At 62.5% G+C, this 16,056-nt stretch carries 17 protein-coding genes; 10 read left to right on the top strand and 7 right to left on the bottom strand.

Annotated features, from left to right (window positions below; all coding sequences use genetic code 11):
* Positions 1-274: 274 nt before the first annotated feature.
* Both rpmB and rpmG read left to right on the top strand, forming a co-directional pair.
* Positions 275-511 (top strand): 50S ribosomal protein L28, encoded by a 237-nt coding sequence (gene rpmB, locus OGL93_RS07665; protein ID WP_040260312.1) that lies wholly within the window; start codon positions 275-277, stop codon positions 509-511.
* 11 nt (positions 512-522) lie between these two features.
* The gene (gene rpmG / locus OGL93_RS07660) at positions 523-678 is read left to right on the top strand and encodes a 50S ribosomal protein L33 (RefSeq protein WP_003457707.1); all 156 of its coding nucleotides are present in this window, start codon (positions 523-525) and stop codon (positions 676-678) included.
* 75 nt (positions 679-753) lie between these two features.
* On the opposite strand, the gene OGL93_RS07655 is transcribed toward rpmG, so the two are convergent.
* Both OGL93_RS07655 and OGL93_RS07650 read right to left on the bottom strand, forming a co-directional pair.
* Positions 754-957, bottom strand: coding sequence for an I78 family peptidase inhibitor (locus OGL93_RS07655; protein WP_263261920.1), 204 nt, complete (start codon positions 955-957; stop codon positions 754-756).
* 77 nt (positions 958-1,034) lie between these two features.
* Positions 1,035-1,397 (bottom strand): cupin domain-containing protein, encoded by a 363-nt coding sequence (locus OGL93_RS07650; protein ID WP_263261919.1) that lies wholly within the window; start codon positions 1,395-1,397, stop codon positions 1,035-1,037.
* A 181-nt stretch (positions 1,398-1,578) separates the two neighbouring features.
* Here OGL93_RS07650 and OGL93_RS07645 point away from each other — a divergent pair, with 181 nt between their 5' ends.
* Both OGL93_RS07645 and OGL93_RS07640 read left to right on the top strand, forming a co-directional pair.
* Positions 1,579-3,072, top strand: coding sequence for an aldehyde dehydrogenase (locus OGL93_RS07645; protein WP_263261917.1), 1,494 nt, complete (start codon positions 1,579-1,581; stop codon positions 3,070-3,072).
* Between the two features lie 65 nt (positions 3,073-3,137).
* Complete coding sequence (locus OGL93_RS07640; protein ID WP_263261916.1) at positions 3,138-4,289, top strand: MFS transporter; 1,152 nt, start codon at positions 3,138-3,140, stop codon at positions 4,287-4,289.
* A gap of 18 nt (positions 4,290-4,307) precedes the next feature.
* Here the strand turns inward: OGL93_RS07640 and OGL93_RS07635 are convergent, their stop codons facing one another.
* A complete protein-coding gene (locus OGL93_RS07635) occupies positions 4,308-5,861 on the bottom strand; it encodes a phospholipase D family protein (protein ID WP_263261915.1) in 1,554 nt (517 codons plus the stop codon).
* A 55-nt stretch (positions 5,862-5,916) separates the two neighbouring features.
* Positions 5,917-7,347, bottom strand: a complete 1,431-nt coding sequence (locus OGL93_RS07630; protein WP_263261913.1) for a PLP-dependent aminotransferase family protein — start codon at positions 7,345-7,347, stop codon at positions 5,917-5,919.
* 174 nt (positions 7,348-7,521) lie between these two features.
* Between OGL93_RS07630 and OGL93_RS07625 the strand changes: the two genes are divergently transcribed.
* Positions 7,522-7,761 (top strand): DUF1127 domain-containing protein, encoded by a 240-nt coding sequence (locus OGL93_RS07625; RefSeq protein ID WP_263261912.1) that lies wholly within the window; start codon positions 7,522-7,524, stop codon positions 7,759-7,761.
* A gap of 53 nt (positions 7,762-7,814) precedes the next feature.
* Here the strand turns inward: OGL93_RS07625 and OGL93_RS07620 are convergent, their stop codons facing one another.
* Together OGL93_RS07620 and OGL93_RS07615 are read right to left on the bottom strand one after the other, a co-directional pair.
* A complete protein-coding gene (locus OGL93_RS07620) occupies positions 7,815-9,134 on the bottom strand; it encodes an FAD-binding oxidoreductase (RefSeq protein WP_263261911.1) in 1,320 nt (439 codons plus the stop codon).
* 73 nt (positions 9,135-9,207) lie between these two features.
* The gene (locus OGL93_RS07615; RefSeq protein WP_263261910.1) at positions 9,208-9,696 is read right to left on the bottom strand and encodes an Lrp/AsnC ligand binding domain-containing protein; all 489 of its coding nucleotides are present in this window, start codon (positions 9,694-9,696) and stop codon (positions 9,208-9,210) included.
* Between the two features lie 153 nt (positions 9,697-9,849).
* Here OGL93_RS07615 and dadA point away from each other — a divergent pair, with 153 nt between their 5' ends.
* From dadA to OGL93_RS07590, 5 genes are all read left to right on the top strand, one after another.
* Positions 9,850-11,151, top strand: coding sequence for a D-amino acid dehydrogenase (dadA, locus tag OGL93_RS07610; RefSeq protein ID WP_263261908.1), 1,302 nt, complete (start codon positions 9,850-9,852; stop codon positions 11,149-11,151).
* Positions 11,123-11,476 (top strand): RidA family protein, encoded by a 354-nt coding sequence (locus OGL93_RS07605; protein ID WP_263261907.1) that lies wholly within the window; start codon positions 11,123-11,125, stop codon positions 11,474-11,476. Before dadA ends, OGL93_RS07605 begins: the two co-directional genes overlap by 29 nt.
* 75 nt (positions 11,477-11,551) lie before the next feature.
* On the top strand, positions 11,552-12,622 hold the full coding sequence (alr, locus tag OGL93_RS07600; RefSeq protein WP_263261905.1) for an alanine racemase: 1,071 nt from the start codon (positions 11,552-11,554) through the stop codon (positions 12,620-12,622).
* 92 nt (positions 12,623-12,714) lie between these two features.
* Positions 12,715-13,263: a cupin domain-containing protein gene (locus OGL93_RS07595; RefSeq protein WP_263261904.1), complete on the top strand. Its 549-nt coding sequence runs from the start codon at positions 12,715-12,717 to the stop codon at positions 13,261-13,263.
* 203 nt (positions 13,264-13,466) lie between these two features.
* Positions 13,467-15,362: an acetyl-CoA hydrolase/transferase C-terminal domain-containing protein gene (locus OGL93_RS07590; protein WP_263261903.1), complete on the top strand. Its 1,896-nt coding sequence runs from the start codon at positions 13,467-13,469 to the stop codon at positions 15,360-15,362.
* Positions 15,363-15,473: 111 nt separating this feature from the next.
* Here OGL93_RS07590 and OGL93_RS07585 read toward each other — a convergent pair whose 3' ends face one another.
* Positions 15,474-16,049, bottom strand: coding sequence for a xanthine phosphoribosyltransferase (locus OGL93_RS07585; protein ID WP_263261902.1), 576 nt, complete (start codon positions 16,047-16,049; stop codon positions 15,474-15,476).
* Between the last annotated feature and the right edge of the window lie 7 nt (positions 16,050-16,056).

Here is a 16,056-nt window from a genome sequence, read left to right as displayed (position 1 = left end):
AGCTGCGCTGAGGCTGTTGCAGGCCCTGCATCGCGCGGCCGGCCAGGACAGGCGGCCGGCGCTGCCTGTTGTTGTGGCGCGGGGTTTCTGATATAAAGCAGCGCTCTTTTCTAGGGGCAGAGCGTTTCGCTCGCGGGCCGACCTATCCGGCCGAGCTCGTCTGCTCCTGCGAAACACGGTGTTTGAAGGGTTTCGAGCCTTCGCGCCAATTTTGACTGAGAGATAAAGCGGCCAACCCATGCCGGGTTGGGCATGTGGTTTAGAGGGCTGAGGCATGTCGAGAGTCTGTCAAGTTACCGGTAAGGGTCCGGTAACCGGGAATAACATTTCCCACGCAAACAACAAAACCCGTCGTCGTTTCCTGCCGAACCTGCAGCACCATCGCTTCTGGGTCGAGTCCGAGAAGCGTTTCGTGCGTCTGCGCGTATCCGCCAAAGGCATGCGTATCATCGACAAGCGTGGCATTGACGCCGTCCTGGCCGATATCCGCCGCGATGGCATCAAGGTTTAAGGGAGAAAATCATGCGTGAATTGATCCGTTTGGTGTCGAGCGCCGGTACTGGCCACTTCTACACCACCGACAAGAACAAACGTACTACCCCCGATAAGATCGAAATCAAGAAATTCGATCCGGTGGTTCGCAAGCACGTGATCTACAAGGAAGCCAAGATCAAGTAATTGATCTTCGCCGACAAAAAAACCCGCATCTTGGATGCGGGTTTTTTTTGCCTTTGGCCTGGAGGCTGAAGCGGCTTAGTTGAAGGTGAAGCCGGTAATGGTACCGCTGGCATCTACAAGGATATGAATACGCTGCGGGTCGAATTCCCGGGTAGTGAATTCCCTTGGCCCTACCACGCGCGAGCGCCCCGTAAGATCGCCGATCGCCGCCTTCACGCCAGGTGCATAGGGCGTGCCGACGAAAGGCTGCAGGGTTTCGATGATTTGTTCATTAGTCATGGGGCTGCTCCTATAGAGGGAAACACCGCCTCGTTGGCGGCGTATCGATCATCTCCAGAGGGCGTCCGCCGGCTGCGTTACTTGTTTGCCTCGAACACTACGTAGATCTTCCGGCAAGGTTCGACCACTTCCCAAGTGCCTTTGAAGCCCGCAGGGATCACGAACCGGTCGCCAGCGCGTACCGTGCGGGCATTGCCGGCTTCGTCACGGATCACCGACACCCCCTGCACGATCTCGCAATATTCATGCTCGCTGTAGCTCACGGTCCATTGCCCGACCGCCCCTTCCCATACGCCGGCGGAAAATTGCTCGCAGGGGCTGCTGTAGTGGTTGAACACCGCTTGGTCAGGTGCGCCTGCGAGGATTTTTTCAGCATCCGGGCGATAGCGAACCGGGTCTGGGGTGGCCAAGGCGAAATCCACGATCTGCTCGACGCTCATAACGGTGTCCTGTCGTTGTTCAATAAAACGCACATGAGACTGCCGAATGCTCGTCGCTGTCAAATATATTGAAAGCTGCGCGGCAGTGGTTTAGGGTGAACGCCTTTGGCCAAGCTTGGGTCCGGTGGCTGTTCGACACGAGCTTCCCACGACGCTTGAAATCTATAAGAGGAGTTTCGTTATGCCTAACTTGACCTTTGCCGACTGGCAAGCGCGTGCTCAGGACCTGAAAATCGAAGGCCGTGCTTTTATCAACGGTCAATACACCGACGCGGTGGCTGGCGCTACCTTCGAGTGCGTAAGCCCGGTGGATGGGCGGCTGCTTGGCCTGGTGGCCAGCTGTGACGAAGCCGACGCCAACCTGGCGGTGGCCAATGCTCGCCAAGTGTTCGAGTCTGGCGCCTGGTCGCGCCTTGCGCCGGCCAAGCGCAAGGCCACGATGATCCGCTTCGCTTCGCTGCTCAAGGCCAACGCCGAAGAACTGGCCCTGCTCGAAACCCTCGACATGGGCAAACCTATCAGCGACTCGCTGCACATCGACGTTCCGGGCGCGGCCGGCGCGCTGAGCTGGAGCGGCGAAGCGATTGACAAGATCTACGACGAAGTCGCCGCTACCCCCCATGATCAATTGGGCCTGGTAACGCGTGAGCCTGTGGGCGTCGTCGGGGCTATCGTGCCCTGGAACTTCCCCCTGATGATGGCTTGCTGGAAGCTGGGCCCTGCGCTGTCCACCGGTAACTCGGTGGTGCTCAAGCCTTCGGAAAAATCTCCGCTGACCGCCATCCGCATCGCTCAGTTGGCCATCGAAGCGGGGATTCCTGCCGGCGTGCTGAACGTACTGCCTGGCTATGGCCATACCGTGGGCAAGGCGCTGGCCCTGCACATGGACGTGGATACCGTGGTGTTCACCGGTTCCACCCGCATTGCCAAGCAGCTGATGGTCTACGCCGGCGAGTCCAATATGAAGCGGGTATGGCTGGAAGCGGGCGGCAAGAGCCCGAACATCGTTTTCGCCGATGCTCCAGACCTGCAAGCCGCGGCCGAATCCGCCGCCAGCGCCATCGCCTTCAACCAGGGTGAAGTGTGCACTGCGGGCTCGCGCCTGCTGGTGGAGCGTTCGATCAAAGAGCGTTTCCTGCCCCTCGTGGTCGAGGCGCTCAAGGCTTGGAAACCCGGCAACCCGCTGGACCCGGCAACCACGGTCGGTGCGCTGGTGGACACCCAGCAGCTCAACACCGTGTTGGGTTACATCGAAGCTGGCCACAGCGAAGGTGCCTCTTTGGTGGCGGGCGGCAAGCGCATCCTTGAAGAAACGGGTGGCACTTACGTTGAGCCGACCATCTTCGATGGCGTGAGCAATGCCATGCGCATCGCCAAGGAAGAAATCTTCGGCCCGGTACTGTCGGTGATCACCTTCGACACCGCCGAGGAAGCGGTGGCCATCGCCAACGACACGCCTTATGGCCTGGCGGCGGGCGTCTGGACTTCCGACATTTCCAAGGCGCACAACACCGCTCGCGCCCTGCGTGCCGGCAGCGTGTGGGTCAACCAGTACGATGGCGGCGACATGACCGCGCCGTTCGGTGGCTTCAAGCAGTCTGGCAACGGCCGTGACAAATCCTTGCACGCCTTCGACAAGTACACCGAGCTCAAGGCCACCTGGATCAAGCTGTAACGCCGCTCAAGGTTCCCCGGCCGGGAGTGGCCGGGGGGCTGTTTCGCTACTCGCAGGAGCGCCCAATGCCGTGGGGAACCTACTTCGCCGTGCTGTCTTCGGTGCTAAGCGTTGGCTTGGCGCTGGGCATGAGCATGCCCCTGGTATCGCTGCGGCTCGAGGCATGGGGCTATGGCAATTTCGCCATCGGCATCATGTCGGCGATGCCGGCAGTGGGCGTGTTGTTGGGCGCCCGGGTCTCCAGCCGCCTGGCCGCGCGCTTCGGTACCAGCCGGGCAATGCAGATATGCCTATGGGCTGGGGCCGTTTCCATCGGCTTGTTGGCGCTGTGGCCTAGCTATGCCCTGTGGGTCATGCTGCGTCTGGTGATTGGCAGCGTGCTCACGATTGTGTTCGTGCTCGGCGAGAGCTGGATCAACCAACTCGTCGTGGAGCAGTGGCGCGGCCGCCTGGTTGCGCTGTATGGATGTTGCTACGCGCTGAGTCAATTGGCCGGCCCCTTGCTGCTTGGGGGCATCGGCACTGAACAGGATCATGGTTTCTGGCTGGCGACTGGCCTGCTGCTGGTGTCACCGTTGTTGTTGCTCGGGCGTGGCGGCGCGCCGATCACCGAGGCGGTGACGGTCACCCTGGCAGACCTGTGGGTGTTTTGCCGGCGTTTGCCGGTGATCGCCTACGCCATTGCGTTGTTCGCCGGTTTTGAAGCCCTGATACTGTCCCTGTTGCCGGTTTATTGCCTGCAACAGGGATATGACCCCCGCATCGCCCTGTACATGGTCAGTGCCGTTGTACTGGGCGATGCGGTTTTGCAGCTGCCGATTGGCGCCCTGGCGGACCGGTTGCCCCGGCGTGGGCTGTTTCTCGGCTGCGCGGGCCTGCTGGCGATCAGCAGCGTGTCGATCCCGGTGGCCATCCACCATCCGATCATCTGGCTGCTATGGGTGCTCTTCGGCGCAAGCGCTGGCGGTTTGTTTACCCTGTCGCTGGTGTTCATCGGCGAACGCTACCGCCACGACGAACTGGTTCGCGCCAATGCTCACGTGGCACAGCTGTGGGGCGTTGGCTGCCTGATCGGGCCGCTGATCGCCGGCGCAGGCAATCAGTGGCTGACGGGTCATGCATTGCCGTTGATGATGGCGGCGGGTGCGGCCGGGTTGGTGCTGATCGCCAGCCGGCAGCCTGCACTGGCAACGGTAGGTGAAGCCCGCGACTCCTGACGCCCGGCCGTCTCCCGGCTACAGCATCTTCTCCAGGCCGATTCGCTGGCTGACCCAGGCGTTGAAGCGGCGCCACCAGTCGCCGGGCTCCTGGCGCAGCACGTGAAGGTGATGGTTGTCTTCGGTGACCCATTGCAGCGCGCCGCCTTGCAGCTCCACCTGATAGCTGAGCGCCGGGGACATCCCCTGCAAGGCCAGATCCCGCGTATAACTCGCCAGCGCGCTGCTGTCGACCAGCACCCCGACCTCGGTATTCCATAGCACGGAGCGGGGGTCGAAGTTGAACGAGCCGATGAATACCTTGCGCCGATCGAAGACCATCGCCTTGCTGTGCAGGCTGGATGCGGAGCTGCCGCGCAGATGATAGGTGAACCCCGCGTCGTCCCCAGGCTGCCGGCGCAGTTCGTATAGCTTGACCCCGTGTTCGAGCAGCGCCTTGCGGTAAGGTGCGTACCCGCCATGAACGGCGGGTACGTCGGTGGCCTCCAGCGAATTGGTCAGCAACGACACTGCCACACCTTGGTCGGCCCGTCCCGTGAGGTAAAGCAGCCCAGGTTCCCGCGGCACGAAGTAGGCCGAAATCAGCAGCAGCTCCTCGTGCACGCCTAGCAGCTCGGGGGCCAGCTGTGTAGTCAGCAGCAGGTGTGGGTCCGGTTCCGCGCTGGCCAACACCTTTGCCGGTGCATCCCACATCACTGTGCTTGGCGCCCAGATCAGCTCCTGTCGCCAGGTGTCCAGGCGGGGAGCGTCCCGATAGCTCATCAGGCTGTCGTAGAGCGGCTTCTGCTTCACGCTTGCCTTGCGTAGCGATTTCTCAAGTGCCTCGCGGAACGCCGGCAACGCCTTGCGTGCGGCGGGCACATCGTACAGCTCGCGCAACGGCCGGCTAAGCCGGTGGTTCCAGTATTGGTCGAAGCTATAGCCCAGGTCGCGCGCCACCGGGCCGAAGCCAAGCAGGTCGATATCGGTGAAGTTCAGGTTGGGCTTGGCATCGAAGTACTCATCGCCCAGGTTGCGCCCGCCCACGATGGCCGCGCTGTCATCGGCGATCCACACTTTGTTGTGCATTCGCCGGTGCTGCTGGGACAGGTCCAGCAACCGGCCAATGCTGCGGGTCACCCCGGTGCCACGCCCCAGGTGTGTAGGGTTGAAGAGCCGCACCTTGATGTTGGGGTGGCTGGCCACCGTGCCGAGCAAGTCTTCGAGGTCGTCGCTGGCGGTATCGTCGAGCAGGATACGCACGCGCACGCCCCGGTCGGCGGCATCCAGCACCTCGCGCATGAGCGCTCGGGTGCTGAGGCCGTCGTGCACGATGTAGTACTGCAGGTCCAGGCTGCTGCGGGCGTTGCGGATCAATTCAGCGCGGGCGCGGAACGCTTCGCCGCTGTCTGGAAGCAGGCGAAACCCCGACATACCGGGATGGGTGCTGGCCTGTGCCTGGATCGCTCGCCCGAAGGCCGATTGTTCGGCAGGGATACGCTGGCTGGCGATCGGCTGCGGTGCAGGGTTGGCGCAACCGCCTAAGGCAAGGCTGAGCAGCAACGCAGCCAGCAGGCGGGCATTCACGGCCATGGAGATCTCGCTACGATCAAAGGATGCCTATCTGACCGCCGTTGCGCTTGGAAAGTTACGCATGCACGGCCTGCATCTTCGCCAGCAGGTCCCTTGCGGTTTCGCCCACCTGGCGTACCGCGGCCTCGAGCGCCGGGGTGGGCCGCGACGCGAAGTTCATGCGCAGACAGTTGCGAAACTTCCCTGAGGCGGAAAAGATGCTTCCCACGGCGATCTGTACGCCTTGCGCCAGCAGCGCCTGGTTCAGGCGCAAGGTATCGAACCCTTCGGGCAGCTCCAGCCAGAGCATGAAACCGCCCTGGGGCCGGCTGACGCGCGTGCCAGCGGGGAAATACCGCCGTACCCAGTCGGTCATCTGGTCGCGGCCTCGCTGATACTGCGCCCGCATGCGGCGCAAATGAGGTTCGTAGTGGCCGCCTTCAATGAAGTCGGCGATGGCAAGCTGGGGCTGGGGCGCGGTGCTACCAGTGCTGATGTATTTCATATGCAGCACACGCTCCAGGTACCGCCCCGGCGCTACCCAGCCGATCCGCAGGCCAGGTGCCAGGGTTTTCGAGAACGAGCTGCACAACAGCACCCGACCATCCACGTCGAACGACTTGATCGTGCGGGGGCGAGGGTAGGTGTAGGCCAGGTCGCCATACACGTCGTCTTCGATGATTGCCACGTCGAAACGCTGCGCCAGCGTCAAAAGCTGCCGCTTGCGTGCTTCGGGCATGATGTAGCCGAAGGGGTTGTTGCAGTTGGGAGTCAGCTGGATGACCTTCACCGGCCACTGTTCCAGCGCCAGCTCCAGAGCCTCCAGGCTGATCCCGGTAACCGGGTCGGTAGGGATTTCCAGCGCCTTCATGCCCAAACCCTTCAAGGTTTGCATGGCGCCGAAAAAGCTGGGCGAGTCCACCGCCACGATATCCCCAGGCTGGCAGATGGCGCGCACGCTGCTGGACAGTGCCTCATGACAACCGGTAGTGACGACCAGGTCGGCGGCGCTCAGGCGGCAGCCCGAATCCACCAGCAGCCGAGCGATCTGCTCGCGCAGCGGTTCGGTACCATACACCGTGTCGTAATACAGGCCAGGCATGTCTTGCCTCCGGCTGAGATGCGCCAGGCTGCGCAGCAGCGGCTTGAGGGTAGCGCTGGTGACGTCCGGCATGCCGCGGCCGAGCTGGACGATGTCCTTGCGCGGCGGCATACGCACCAGTTCGATGACTTGGTCCCACTGAGAAATATCGACCGGGCGCTGCGCCGGGCGGCCGACTTCAGGCAATGCCGGCAGGGTTTTGCTCGACACGAAGTAACCGGATTTCGGCTTAGGTGCCGCCAGGCCGCTGTCTTCGAGCAGCCTGTATGCCTGTTGTACGGTGCTTAGGCTTACGCCGTGTTCTGTGCTGAGGGCGCGTACCGAAGGCAGCCGATCACCAGGGCGATAGAGCCCTTGCTCGATGCGGTCTTCCAGTAGCCGGGCCAGGTTCATATAGAGCGTCATTGGCATACTCCCCAGCGCTGGCAGAAGCAGGAACGATACAGATTGGCTCAAAATATAGCAGTCAGTGTGCTTTAAAGGCCATCTGTATGAAAAAGATAAGTGATTTTTGAATCTGTAATGTGATGGCGAGCCGCTGCATCCTGTGTACCTAGGTGCTAAGCGAGGAGGTACGCCATGAACGGCTTCACTGATGTCCGGCTGTTTTTGAAACCACAGGATCTGAACATGCATGGCGTAGATGTAACTGCGCCAGCCAAAGCCCCGCCTTCTGGGTTGAGCCACTGGGCATTGTTGCGTCACCGCTGGGCTACCCGGCGGCAGCTGCTCGAGCTCGACGCCGACCAGCTCGCAGACATCGGGCTGACCCCGCAGCAGCAGCGCGAGGAAGGGCTAAAGCCTTTCTGGCGGGTGTAGGCCGAGCACTGCAGGCGCGAACACACTGCGGCTCGCGGGCTGGCACCCGCTTCCTACAACGGCAAAAGCTCCTTGAGGCGATGCCAGAGCATGCCCATGGCCAGCAACGGCGAGCGCAGGTGTTTGCCGCCGGGGAAGGTCATGTGAGGCACCTTGGCAAAGAGCTCGAAGCCGCCACCCACTTGGCCGGCAATGGCTTCGCCCAGCAGCTTTGCCGCCAGGTGAGTGGCATTCAGGCCGTGGCCGGCATAGGCCTGGGCATAAAACACGTTGGGGTGGCTGGCGAGCCGGCCGATCTGCGGCAGGCGGTTGGCGCCTATGCCGATCATCCCAGCCCACTGGAACTCGATGCGCGCGTTCTGCAATTGCGGGAAAACCTTGAGCATCTTGGGCCGCATGTACGCGGCAATGTCGCGCGGGTCGCGGCCGGAATAATGGCAGGCGCCGCCGAACAGTAGGCGGCGGTCGGCCGACAACCGGAAATAGTCCACCGTCACGCGTTGGTCGCACATCGCCAGATTGCGCGGCAACAGCCCGAGTGCTCGCGCCTCGGAGAGCGGTTCGGTGGCGATGATATAGCTGCCGGCAGGCAGCACCTTGCCTCCCAGTTCGGGGTTCAGGTCATTGAGGTAGGCATTGCAGGCCAGCACCAGCGTAGCTGCGTCCACGGAGCCTTCCAGGGTGTGGACTTTCACCCGTTGGCCATAGTCGATACGGGTTACTGGCGAGTGTTCGAACAGCTGCGCGCCCAGCTGCGCGGCTACCGCCGCTTCGCCCAAGGCGAGGTTCAGGGGATGCAGATGGCCTGAGCCCATGTCCACCAAACCCCCAGCGTAGCGATCGGAGGCAATGACCGTGGGCAACTGCTCGGGGGTGATCAGTTCCATCGCATGGCGATATCCCAAGCCGCGCAACTCGGCGATCTCTTCGGCGAAGGCTTCGAATTGGCCCGGCTTGTTGGCCAGGTCGCAATAGCCCCAGGTGAGGTCGCACGCCAGGCTGTATTTCTCGATCCGCTGGCGAACGATTTCCACGGCCTCCAGGCCCATCCGCTTGAGCTGGCGCACTCCGTCGTGGCCGATGACCGGCTCAAACTGTTCTACATCGTGGCCAACGCCGCGGATCAACTGGCCGCCGTTGCGCCCAGAGGCACCCCAACCCATGGTGCGCGCCTCCAGCAGGGCAACGCTCAGCCCACGTTCGGCCAGTTCGATAGCCGTATTCAAGCCGCTGAAGCCGCCGCCAACGATGCATACATCCACCTTGACCGGGCCCCGTAGCGATGAATACTCCGGGCGGCGTACACAGCTGGCCTCGTAGTAGGAGGCGGGCTGTGAATCAAACTGGGGATAATGCCGGGCCGCGGCGACCATAAAACGTCCTGCGATATCGTGGGGTGTGTTAGGTAAATTTAACAGTGTTCGGCCTTTATAGGGAGCGCTCGCCTCAATCAGGCACCGGCAGGGTCAGGCTCTCCTTTACCTCCTCCATCACGATATAGCTCTTGGATTCTCGGACATGAGGGAGCTTGAGCAGGATGTCGCCCAGCAGCTTGCGGTAAGACGCCATCTCCGAAATACGTGCTTTCACTAGGTAGTCAAAATCCCCCGATACCAGGTGGCACTCCAGCACATGGGGTAGCTTTAGTACCGCTCGGCGGAACTCTTCGAAGGTATCGCCAGATTTGTAGTCCAGGCTGATCTCCACGAACACCAGCAGGCTACCCTTGAGGTGTTGCGGGTTGAGCCGGGCGTAGTAGCCCATGATGATTCCTTCGCGCTCCAGGCGGCGCACCCGCTCGGTGCAGGGCGTGGTGGAGAGGCCGACCTTCTCGCCCAGTTCGGTGAACGACAGACGCCCATCCGCCTGCAGCAGGCGCAAGATATTGCGGTCGATCCTGTCGAGTTCGCGTTTGGTCTGATGTTGGGTGCGCATAGGCGATGCCCCTCCGAAAAAGCCATTACTGCCGAGAATTCTCTCCAAATATAGCCTTACATACAGTGAAAAGCACTGGTTTCGAATCCCTATACTGCCGCCATTTCGCCATACACATTCGAACTGCGGGCTAGCCGCGTCAAGGGGTTGAACATGCGAGTCCTGGTTTTGGGGAGCGGGGTAATCGGTACCACCACCGCGTATTACCTCGCCCGCCAAGGGTTCGAAGTGGTAGTCGTCGATCGCCAGCCGGCGGTCGCCATGGAAACCAGTTTCGCCAACGCTGGCCAAGTGTCGCCCGGCTATGCATCGCCCTGGGCTGCCCCGGGCGTTCCGCTCAAAGCCTTGAAGTGGCTGGCGCAGCGTCATGCCCCGTTGGCGATCAAAGCCACTGGCAGCCTGGACCAGTACCTGTGGATGGCGCAGATGCTGCGCAACTGCACCGCCAGCCGTTACGCCATCAACAAAGAGCGCATGGTGCGGCTGAGCGAGTACAGCCGGGACTGCCTGGACGAGTTGCGCGCCGAAACCGGCATCGCCTACGAAGGCCGTACCCTGGGCACCACCCAGGTGTTCCGGACCCAAGAGCAGCTGGACAACGCCGCCAAGGATATCTCCGTGCTGGAGCAGTCCGGCGTGCCGTACGAAGTGCTCGACCGAGCCGGTATCGCCAGGGTAGAGCCGGCGCTGGCCGCGACCGGCGACCTCCTGGTGGGCGCCTTGCGTCTGCCTAACGACCAGACTGGCGACTGCCAGATGTTCACCACCCGCCTGGCCGAGATGGCGCGGGACCTGGGGGTGGAGTTCCGCTTCGGGCAGAACATCGAGCGGCTGGACTTCGCCGGTGACCGCATCAATGGTGTGTACATCGATGGCAAGCTGGAAACCGCCGACCGCTATGTGCTCGCCCTCGGCAGTTACTCGCCGGCACTGCTCAAGCCGCTTGGCATCAAGGCACCGGTATACCCGCTCAAGGGTTACTCGCTGACCGTGCCGATCACCGATGCCGCCATGGCGCCGGTGTCGACCATCCTCGATGAAACCTACAAAGTTGCGATCACCCGCTTCGACGACCGTATTCGCGTTGGCGGCATGGCCGAGATCGCGGGCTTCGACTTGTCGCTGAACCCGCGCCGCCGTGAAACGCTGGAGATGATCGTCAATGATCTTTATCCTCGCGGCGGCGACCTCGCCCGAGCCAGCTTCTGGACCGGTTTGCGCCCAACCACGCCGGATGGCACGCCTATCGTCGGTGCCACTGCGCTGCGCAACCTGTTCCTCAATACCGGCCACGGCACCCTCGGCTGGACCATGGCTTGCGGCTCCGGTCGCCTGCTCGCGGACCTGATGGCGCGCAAGAAGCCGCAAATCAGTGCCCAGGGCCTCGACATTTCCCGCTACGGCAATCACCAGGAGAACTCCAGGCATGGCAATCCAGCGCCAGCTCACCAATGAACGCATGAGCCAGATCGTTACCCATAACGGGGTGGTGTATCTGGCCGGTCAAGTCGGCGACGACATGGCCGCCGGTATCGAGCAGCAAACTCGCGAAACCCTGGCTAACATCGAGCGCTTGCTGGACCTGGCCGGTTCGAGCAAAGAGCACGTGCTGTCGGTAACCATTTACCTGAAAGACATCGACGCGCATTTCGAAGGCATGAACGCTGTTTGGGATCAATGGTTGCCCAAGGGCGTCGCGCCCGCCCGGGCCACCGTCGAGGCCAAGCTGTGCGAGCCGGAGATTCTGGTGGAGCTGTCGGTCACCGCTGCCCTGAAGTAAACGATTCCTCGCCCGGCGCGCCGCTTACGGCAGCCGGGTTTTTTTCGCCCGCATTTCAACTTGAAGAGCACTTTCATGCGCCCCGCTCGTGCCGTCATCGATTTGCAAGCCCTGCGTGACAACTACCGCCTTGCCCAAGAGCTGACCGGCGCCCGCGCGTTGGCCGTGATCAAGGCCGACGCCTATGGCCATGGTGCCGTGCGCTGTGCCAATGCCTTGGCCGAGGTGGCCGATGGGTTCGCTGTCGCCTGCATCGAGGAGGCGCTGGAGCTGCGCGAAGCGGGCATTCAGGCGCCGATCCTGTTGCTCGAAGGGTTCTTCGAGGCGGCAGAGCTGGCGCTGATCGTCGAGCATAACCTCTGGTGCGTGGCGCATTCGCTGTGGCAGGTCGAGGCCATCGAACAGGCCAGGCTGGCTGCGCCGCTTACGGTGTGGCTGAAAATGGACTCGGGCATGCACCGGGTTGGCGTTCACCCGGCCGACTACGCCCAGGCTTATCAACGCCTGCTGGCGAGCGGCAAAGTGGCGAAGGTGGTGCTGATGAGCCACTTCTCCAGCGCCGATGAGCTGGATAACCCCCGCAGCAGTGAGCAAGTAGCGCAGTTCACCTCTACCTGCCAAGGCTTGAGCGCTGAGGTCAGCCTGCGCAACTCACCGGCAGTGCTGGGCTGGCCCCAGGTGCCCAGCGACTGGGTACGCCCGGGCATCATGCTCTACGGCGCGAGCCCCTTCGAACAACCGCACCCACAGGCGGAGCGGTTACAACCGGTGATGACGCTTGAATCCCGGGTGATCAGCGTTCGCGAGCTTCCCGCAGGGGAACCCGTGGGGTATGGGCAGAAATTCATGACTGACCGCCCGATGCGGATTGGCGTGGTCGCCATGGGTTATGCGGACGGCTACCCCCGGCATGCACCCACCGGGACGCCGGTGATGGTAGCCGGCAAGCGCAGCCGCCTGGTCGGGCGGGTGTCCATGGACATGCTGTGCATCGACCTGACCGACGTGCCCGAAGCCAACCTCGGGAGCCCCGTCGAGCTATGGGGCCAGAACGTGCTGGCCAGTGATGTGGCGAGCCTGGCGCAGAGCATTCCTTACCAGCTGTTCTGCAACCTCAAGCGAGTGCCGCGCCACTACACTGAATAACCCTCCGGCGGGTGCGGCTGTTGTAAATACTGAACGCTGTTGCCATCATACCGTTCGTTATTTCCAGCAGCTGCCCCAGGAGGACTCCACCATTGGACGTCGGTGAACGATTGCAAGCCATCCGCAAGCTCAAGGGCCTGTCTCAGCGTGAGCTGGCCAAACGCGCGGGGGTGACCAACAGCACCATCTCGATGATCGAGAAAAACAGCGTAAGCCCTTCGATCAGCTCCCTGCGCAAGGTGCTGAGCGGGATACCCATGTCCATGGTGGAATTCTTCTCCGAGGAACTGGCGCCGGAAAGCACGGCGCAAATCGTCTACAAAGCGAACGAGCTGATCGACATTTCCGACGGCGAGGTGACCATGAAACTGGTCGGCCGCGGGCATGTCAGCCGAGCGATCGCCTTCTTGACCGAGATCTATCCCCCAGGCGCCGATACCGGCGAAGAAATGCTCACTCATGACGGTGAGGAAACCGGCATCCTTATCGAGGGTCGGTTAGAACTCGTGGTGGGCCTGGAAACCTTCGTGCTCGAAGCCGGCGACAGCTATTACTTCGAAAGCACCCGCCCGCATCGCTTCCGCAACCCTTTCGACACCCCCGCGCGATTGATCAGCGCAGCTACGCCGGCGAACTTCTAAGCCTGGGCTCGGCGGGTCGCAAAGCGTGTAGGCGCTGGGCGAATCCCGCGGGCCGGTCAGGCCTGGTTCGCGGGCTGTAGGCAGATGGCCGGCCCCCCAGCTCCTGCAGGTAGGGCCCTGCCACCGCGTGCCGTCGCCATGCCACCGAACATTTGTCGTCGCCCAGGGGTCTAGTCAGCAGAGCATCCGAAACGGGGGTTGTAATGACCGATGTGCTGAGCCTGGAAGGCGCGGTCGATGTGGTATTGGAACGTTTGCCCGCGCATATCCGATTGGGCCTTCCCCTCGGCTTGGGCAAGCCTAACCGGTTTGCCAATGCGCTGTATGCGCGCATCAAGGGGCTGCCGCAGCGGCAGCTGACGATCTATACGGCCCTATGCCTGGGCCGCCCTCCTTTGGGTGACGGGCTGCAACGGCGATTCCTCGAGCCGTTTCTAGAGCAGGTTTATGGCGATTATCCGGAGCTGGATTTTCTCGCGGACCTGGCGGCCGATGCCCTGCCGCCTAACGTGCGGGTCGAACAGTTTTTCATGCAGCCCGGCGCCCTCGGCGGCAGCCACCTGGCCCAACAAGGGTACTCAAGCAGCAATTACAGCCATGCCGCTCGGGACATCAACGCCCAAGGGTTGAACCTCATTGCTCAACTGGTAGCCGAGGACCGGCAGCGCCCTGGGCTGCTCAGCCTCAGCTGTAATCCTGATATCACCCTGGACCTGTTGCCTCTGCTGGAGCGCCGGCGGGCCGAGGGCGAAGCCGTACTCGTGCTAGGCCAGGTGCATGTGCAGTTGCCCTACATGCCGGGGGCGGCGGAGTTGCCTCGGGAGCGTTTCGACCTGCTGATCGATACGCCCGAGCAGAGCCGTCTGTTCTCAACCCCGAACCAGCCGGTTGGTGCTCGCGAGCATTTCATCGGGTTGCACGCCAGCACCTTGGTGCGCGACGGCGGCACTCTGCAAATCGGCATTGGCGCCTTGGGCGACGCTATCACTGCTGCCCTGCTTGCACGCCAGGCAGATAACCCAGGCTACCGGGCGCTGGTCGAGGATGCCCAACTGCGCCAATGGGCGCCGTTGGTCACACGGGAAGGTGGCGTTGAACCCTTCGCCGAAGGGCTGTATGGCTGCAGCGAGATGTTCGTCAACGGCTTGCTGGTGCTGGCCGACGCCGGGATCTTGCGTCGGCGTGTGCTCGGCGGGCCGCAAGGGCCGGGGCCAGCGCTCGATAGCGAAGGGGCGGTGTTGCATGGCGGGTTCTTCCTTGGCCCGGAGTCCTTCTACGCACGGTTGCGCGAAATACCCCTACAGGCGCGAGCGCGCTTCGCCATGACCGCTATCAGTTATGTGAACCGGCTATACGGCGACGAGGCGCTCAAGCGTGAGCAGCGCCAGCACGCGCGGTTTATCAATACCGCGCTAAGCGTGAGCCTGCTGGGGGCAGCCGCCTCGGATCAACTGCCCGATGGCCGAATTCTCAGCGGCGTGGGCGGCCAGTTCGATTTCGTGGTGCAGGGTCAGGAGCTGGAAGGCGCTCGTTCGATTCTGCTGGTGCGCAGCTGGCGGGAAAGCGGCGGGGTGGTCAGCTCCAATATCGTGTGGGAGCAGAACCAATGCACAGTGCCACGCCACCTGCGCGATATCGTGATCACCGAATACGGTATCGCCGACTTGCGCGGCAAAAACGACGCCCAAGTGATCGAGGCGCTGCTCAACATCACCGATTCACGCTTCCAGCCCGCTTTGCTCGATCAGGCGCAACTGGCCGGCAAGCTCCCGCGCGATTTCCGCCTGGCGCCACGGTTCACCAACAACACTCCGCAGTGGCTGGAGGAACTGCGCACACGGCATGCGCACCTGTTCCCCGAATACCCCTTGGGCAGTGACTTTTCCGCCACCGAGAAAGACCTGCTGCGGGCGATGAACTGGGTCAAGAGCAAGTTTCACCTCAGCGAGCTGCTGGACCTCGGCCGCGCTGCGTTGGACGCGCCCGACCCTTCGCTGTACCCGGAGCACTTGGAGCGCATGCGCCTGGCCAGCCCCGGCGGCCTGCGTGAGCAGCTAGAGCAACGCCTGCTGCTGGCGGGGCTGCAGGCGACCTTGTAGGCGCAGGCGGCAGCCCGCGAACCTAGCGTCACGTCAGTTCGCGAGCCCCGCCGGAGGGCCGGCCCCCACGCCTGCGCCCAAGAGCTACAGCATTTGCGGCGGTTGGTGTGCTCACTCCGGCAAGAAGCTGACCTCGCCCCCGGCAAGTGAAGCCACGCGTGCCAGCGACTCCACCCGGTAGCCTTGCTTGTCGAGCTGAGCGCGGCCGGTCTGGAAGGATTTTTCAATCACGATGCCAAGGCCGGCCACATGGGCGCCAGCCTGGTGGATGATCGAAATCAGTGCCTGGGACGCCCGGCCATTGGCGAGAAAATCATCGATGATCAGCACCTGGTCGTCCTTGGCGAGATGCCGAGGGGAAATCGCCACCGTGCTTTCGGTCTGCTTGGTGAACGAATACACGGAGGCGGTCAGGAGGTGTTCGGTGAGCGTCAGCGAGGCATGCTTGCGCGCGAAGATCACCGGCACGCCCAGGCACAGCCCGGTCATGACCGCTGGCGCGATGCCCGACGCCTCGATAGTGACGATCTTGTTGATGCCTAAGCCGGCGAAGCGGCGGGCGAATTCCTCGCCGATGGCCTGCATCAATGCGGGGTCGATCTGGTGGTTGAGGAAGGCATCGACCTTCAGTACCTGGTCGGACAGCACGATACCTTCTTCGCGGATCTTGTTATGCAGGGCTTCCACTGAGGTT

Origin of the sequence: Pseudomonas sp. RIT-PI-S, from assembly GCF_025642975.1 — a bacterium.
Taxonomy (GTDB): Bacteria; Pseudomonadota; Gammaproteobacteria; order Pseudomonadales; family Pseudomonadaceae; genus Aquipseudomonas.
The sequence above is the reverse complement of the archived record's forward strand: the minus strand, read 5'-3'. Positions and strand labels throughout refer to the sequence as shown.

Excerpts from the sequence above, each read along its gene's own strand:
- OGL93_RS07645 (WP_263261917.1), top strand. The coding sequence starts at position 1,579 with ATGCCTAACTTGACCTTTGCCGACTGGCAAGCGCGTGCTCAGGACCTG.
- dadA (WP_263261908.1), top strand. The coding sequence starts at position 9,850 with ATGCGAGTCCTGGTTTTGGGGAGCGGGGTAATCGGTACCACCACCGCG.
- OGL93_RS07630 (WP_263261913.1), bottom strand. The coding sequence starts at position 7,347 with ATGACGCTCTATATGAACCTGGCCCGGCTACTGGAAGACCGCATCGAG.
- OGL93_RS07605 (WP_263261907.1), top strand. The coding sequence starts at position 11,123 with ATGGCAATCCAGCGCCAGCTCACCAATGAACGCATGAGCCAGATCGTT.
- OGL93_RS07640 (WP_263261916.1), top strand. The coding sequence starts at position 3,138 with ATGCCGTGGGGAACCTACTTCGCCGTGCTGTCTTCGGTGCTAAGCGTT.
- OGL93_RS07625 (WP_263261912.1), top strand. The coding sequence starts at position 7,522 with ATGAACGGCTTCACTGATGTCCGGCTGTTTTTGAAACCACAGGATCTG.
- rpmB (WP_040260312.1), top strand. The coding sequence starts at position 275 with ATGTCGAGAGTCTGTCAAGTTACCGGTAAGGGTCCGGTAACCGGGAAT.
- alr (WP_263261905.1), top strand. The coding sequence starts at position 11,552 with ATGCGCCCCGCTCGTGCCGTCATCGATTTGCAAGCCCTGCGTGACAAC.
- OGL93_RS07635 (WP_263261915.1), bottom strand. The coding sequence starts at position 5,861 with ATGGCCGTGAATGCCCGCCTGCTGGCTGCGTTGCTGCTCAGCCTTGCC.
- OGL93_RS07650 (WP_263261919.1), bottom strand. The coding sequence starts at position 1,397 with ATGAGCGTCGAGCAGATCGTGGATTTCGCCTTGGCCACCCCAGACCCG.
- OGL93_RS07655 (WP_263261920.1), bottom strand. The coding sequence starts at position 957 with ATGACTAATGAACAAATCATCGAAACCCTGCAGCCTTTCGTCGGCACG.
- OGL93_RS07620 (WP_263261911.1), bottom strand. The coding sequence starts at position 9,134 with ATGGTCGCCGCGGCCCGGCATTATCCCCAGTTTGATTCACAGCCCGCC.
- OGL93_RS07590 (WP_263261903.1), top strand. The coding sequence starts at position 13,467 with ATGACCGATGTGCTGAGCCTGGAAGGCGCGGTCGATGTGGTATTGGAA.
- OGL93_RS07615 (WP_263261910.1), bottom strand. The coding sequence starts at position 9,696 with ATGCGCACCCAACATCAGACCAAACGCGAACTCGACAGGATCGACCGC.
- rpmG (WP_003457707.1), top strand. The coding sequence starts at position 523 with ATGCGTGAATTGATCCGTTTGGTGTCGAGCGCCGGTACTGGCCACTTC.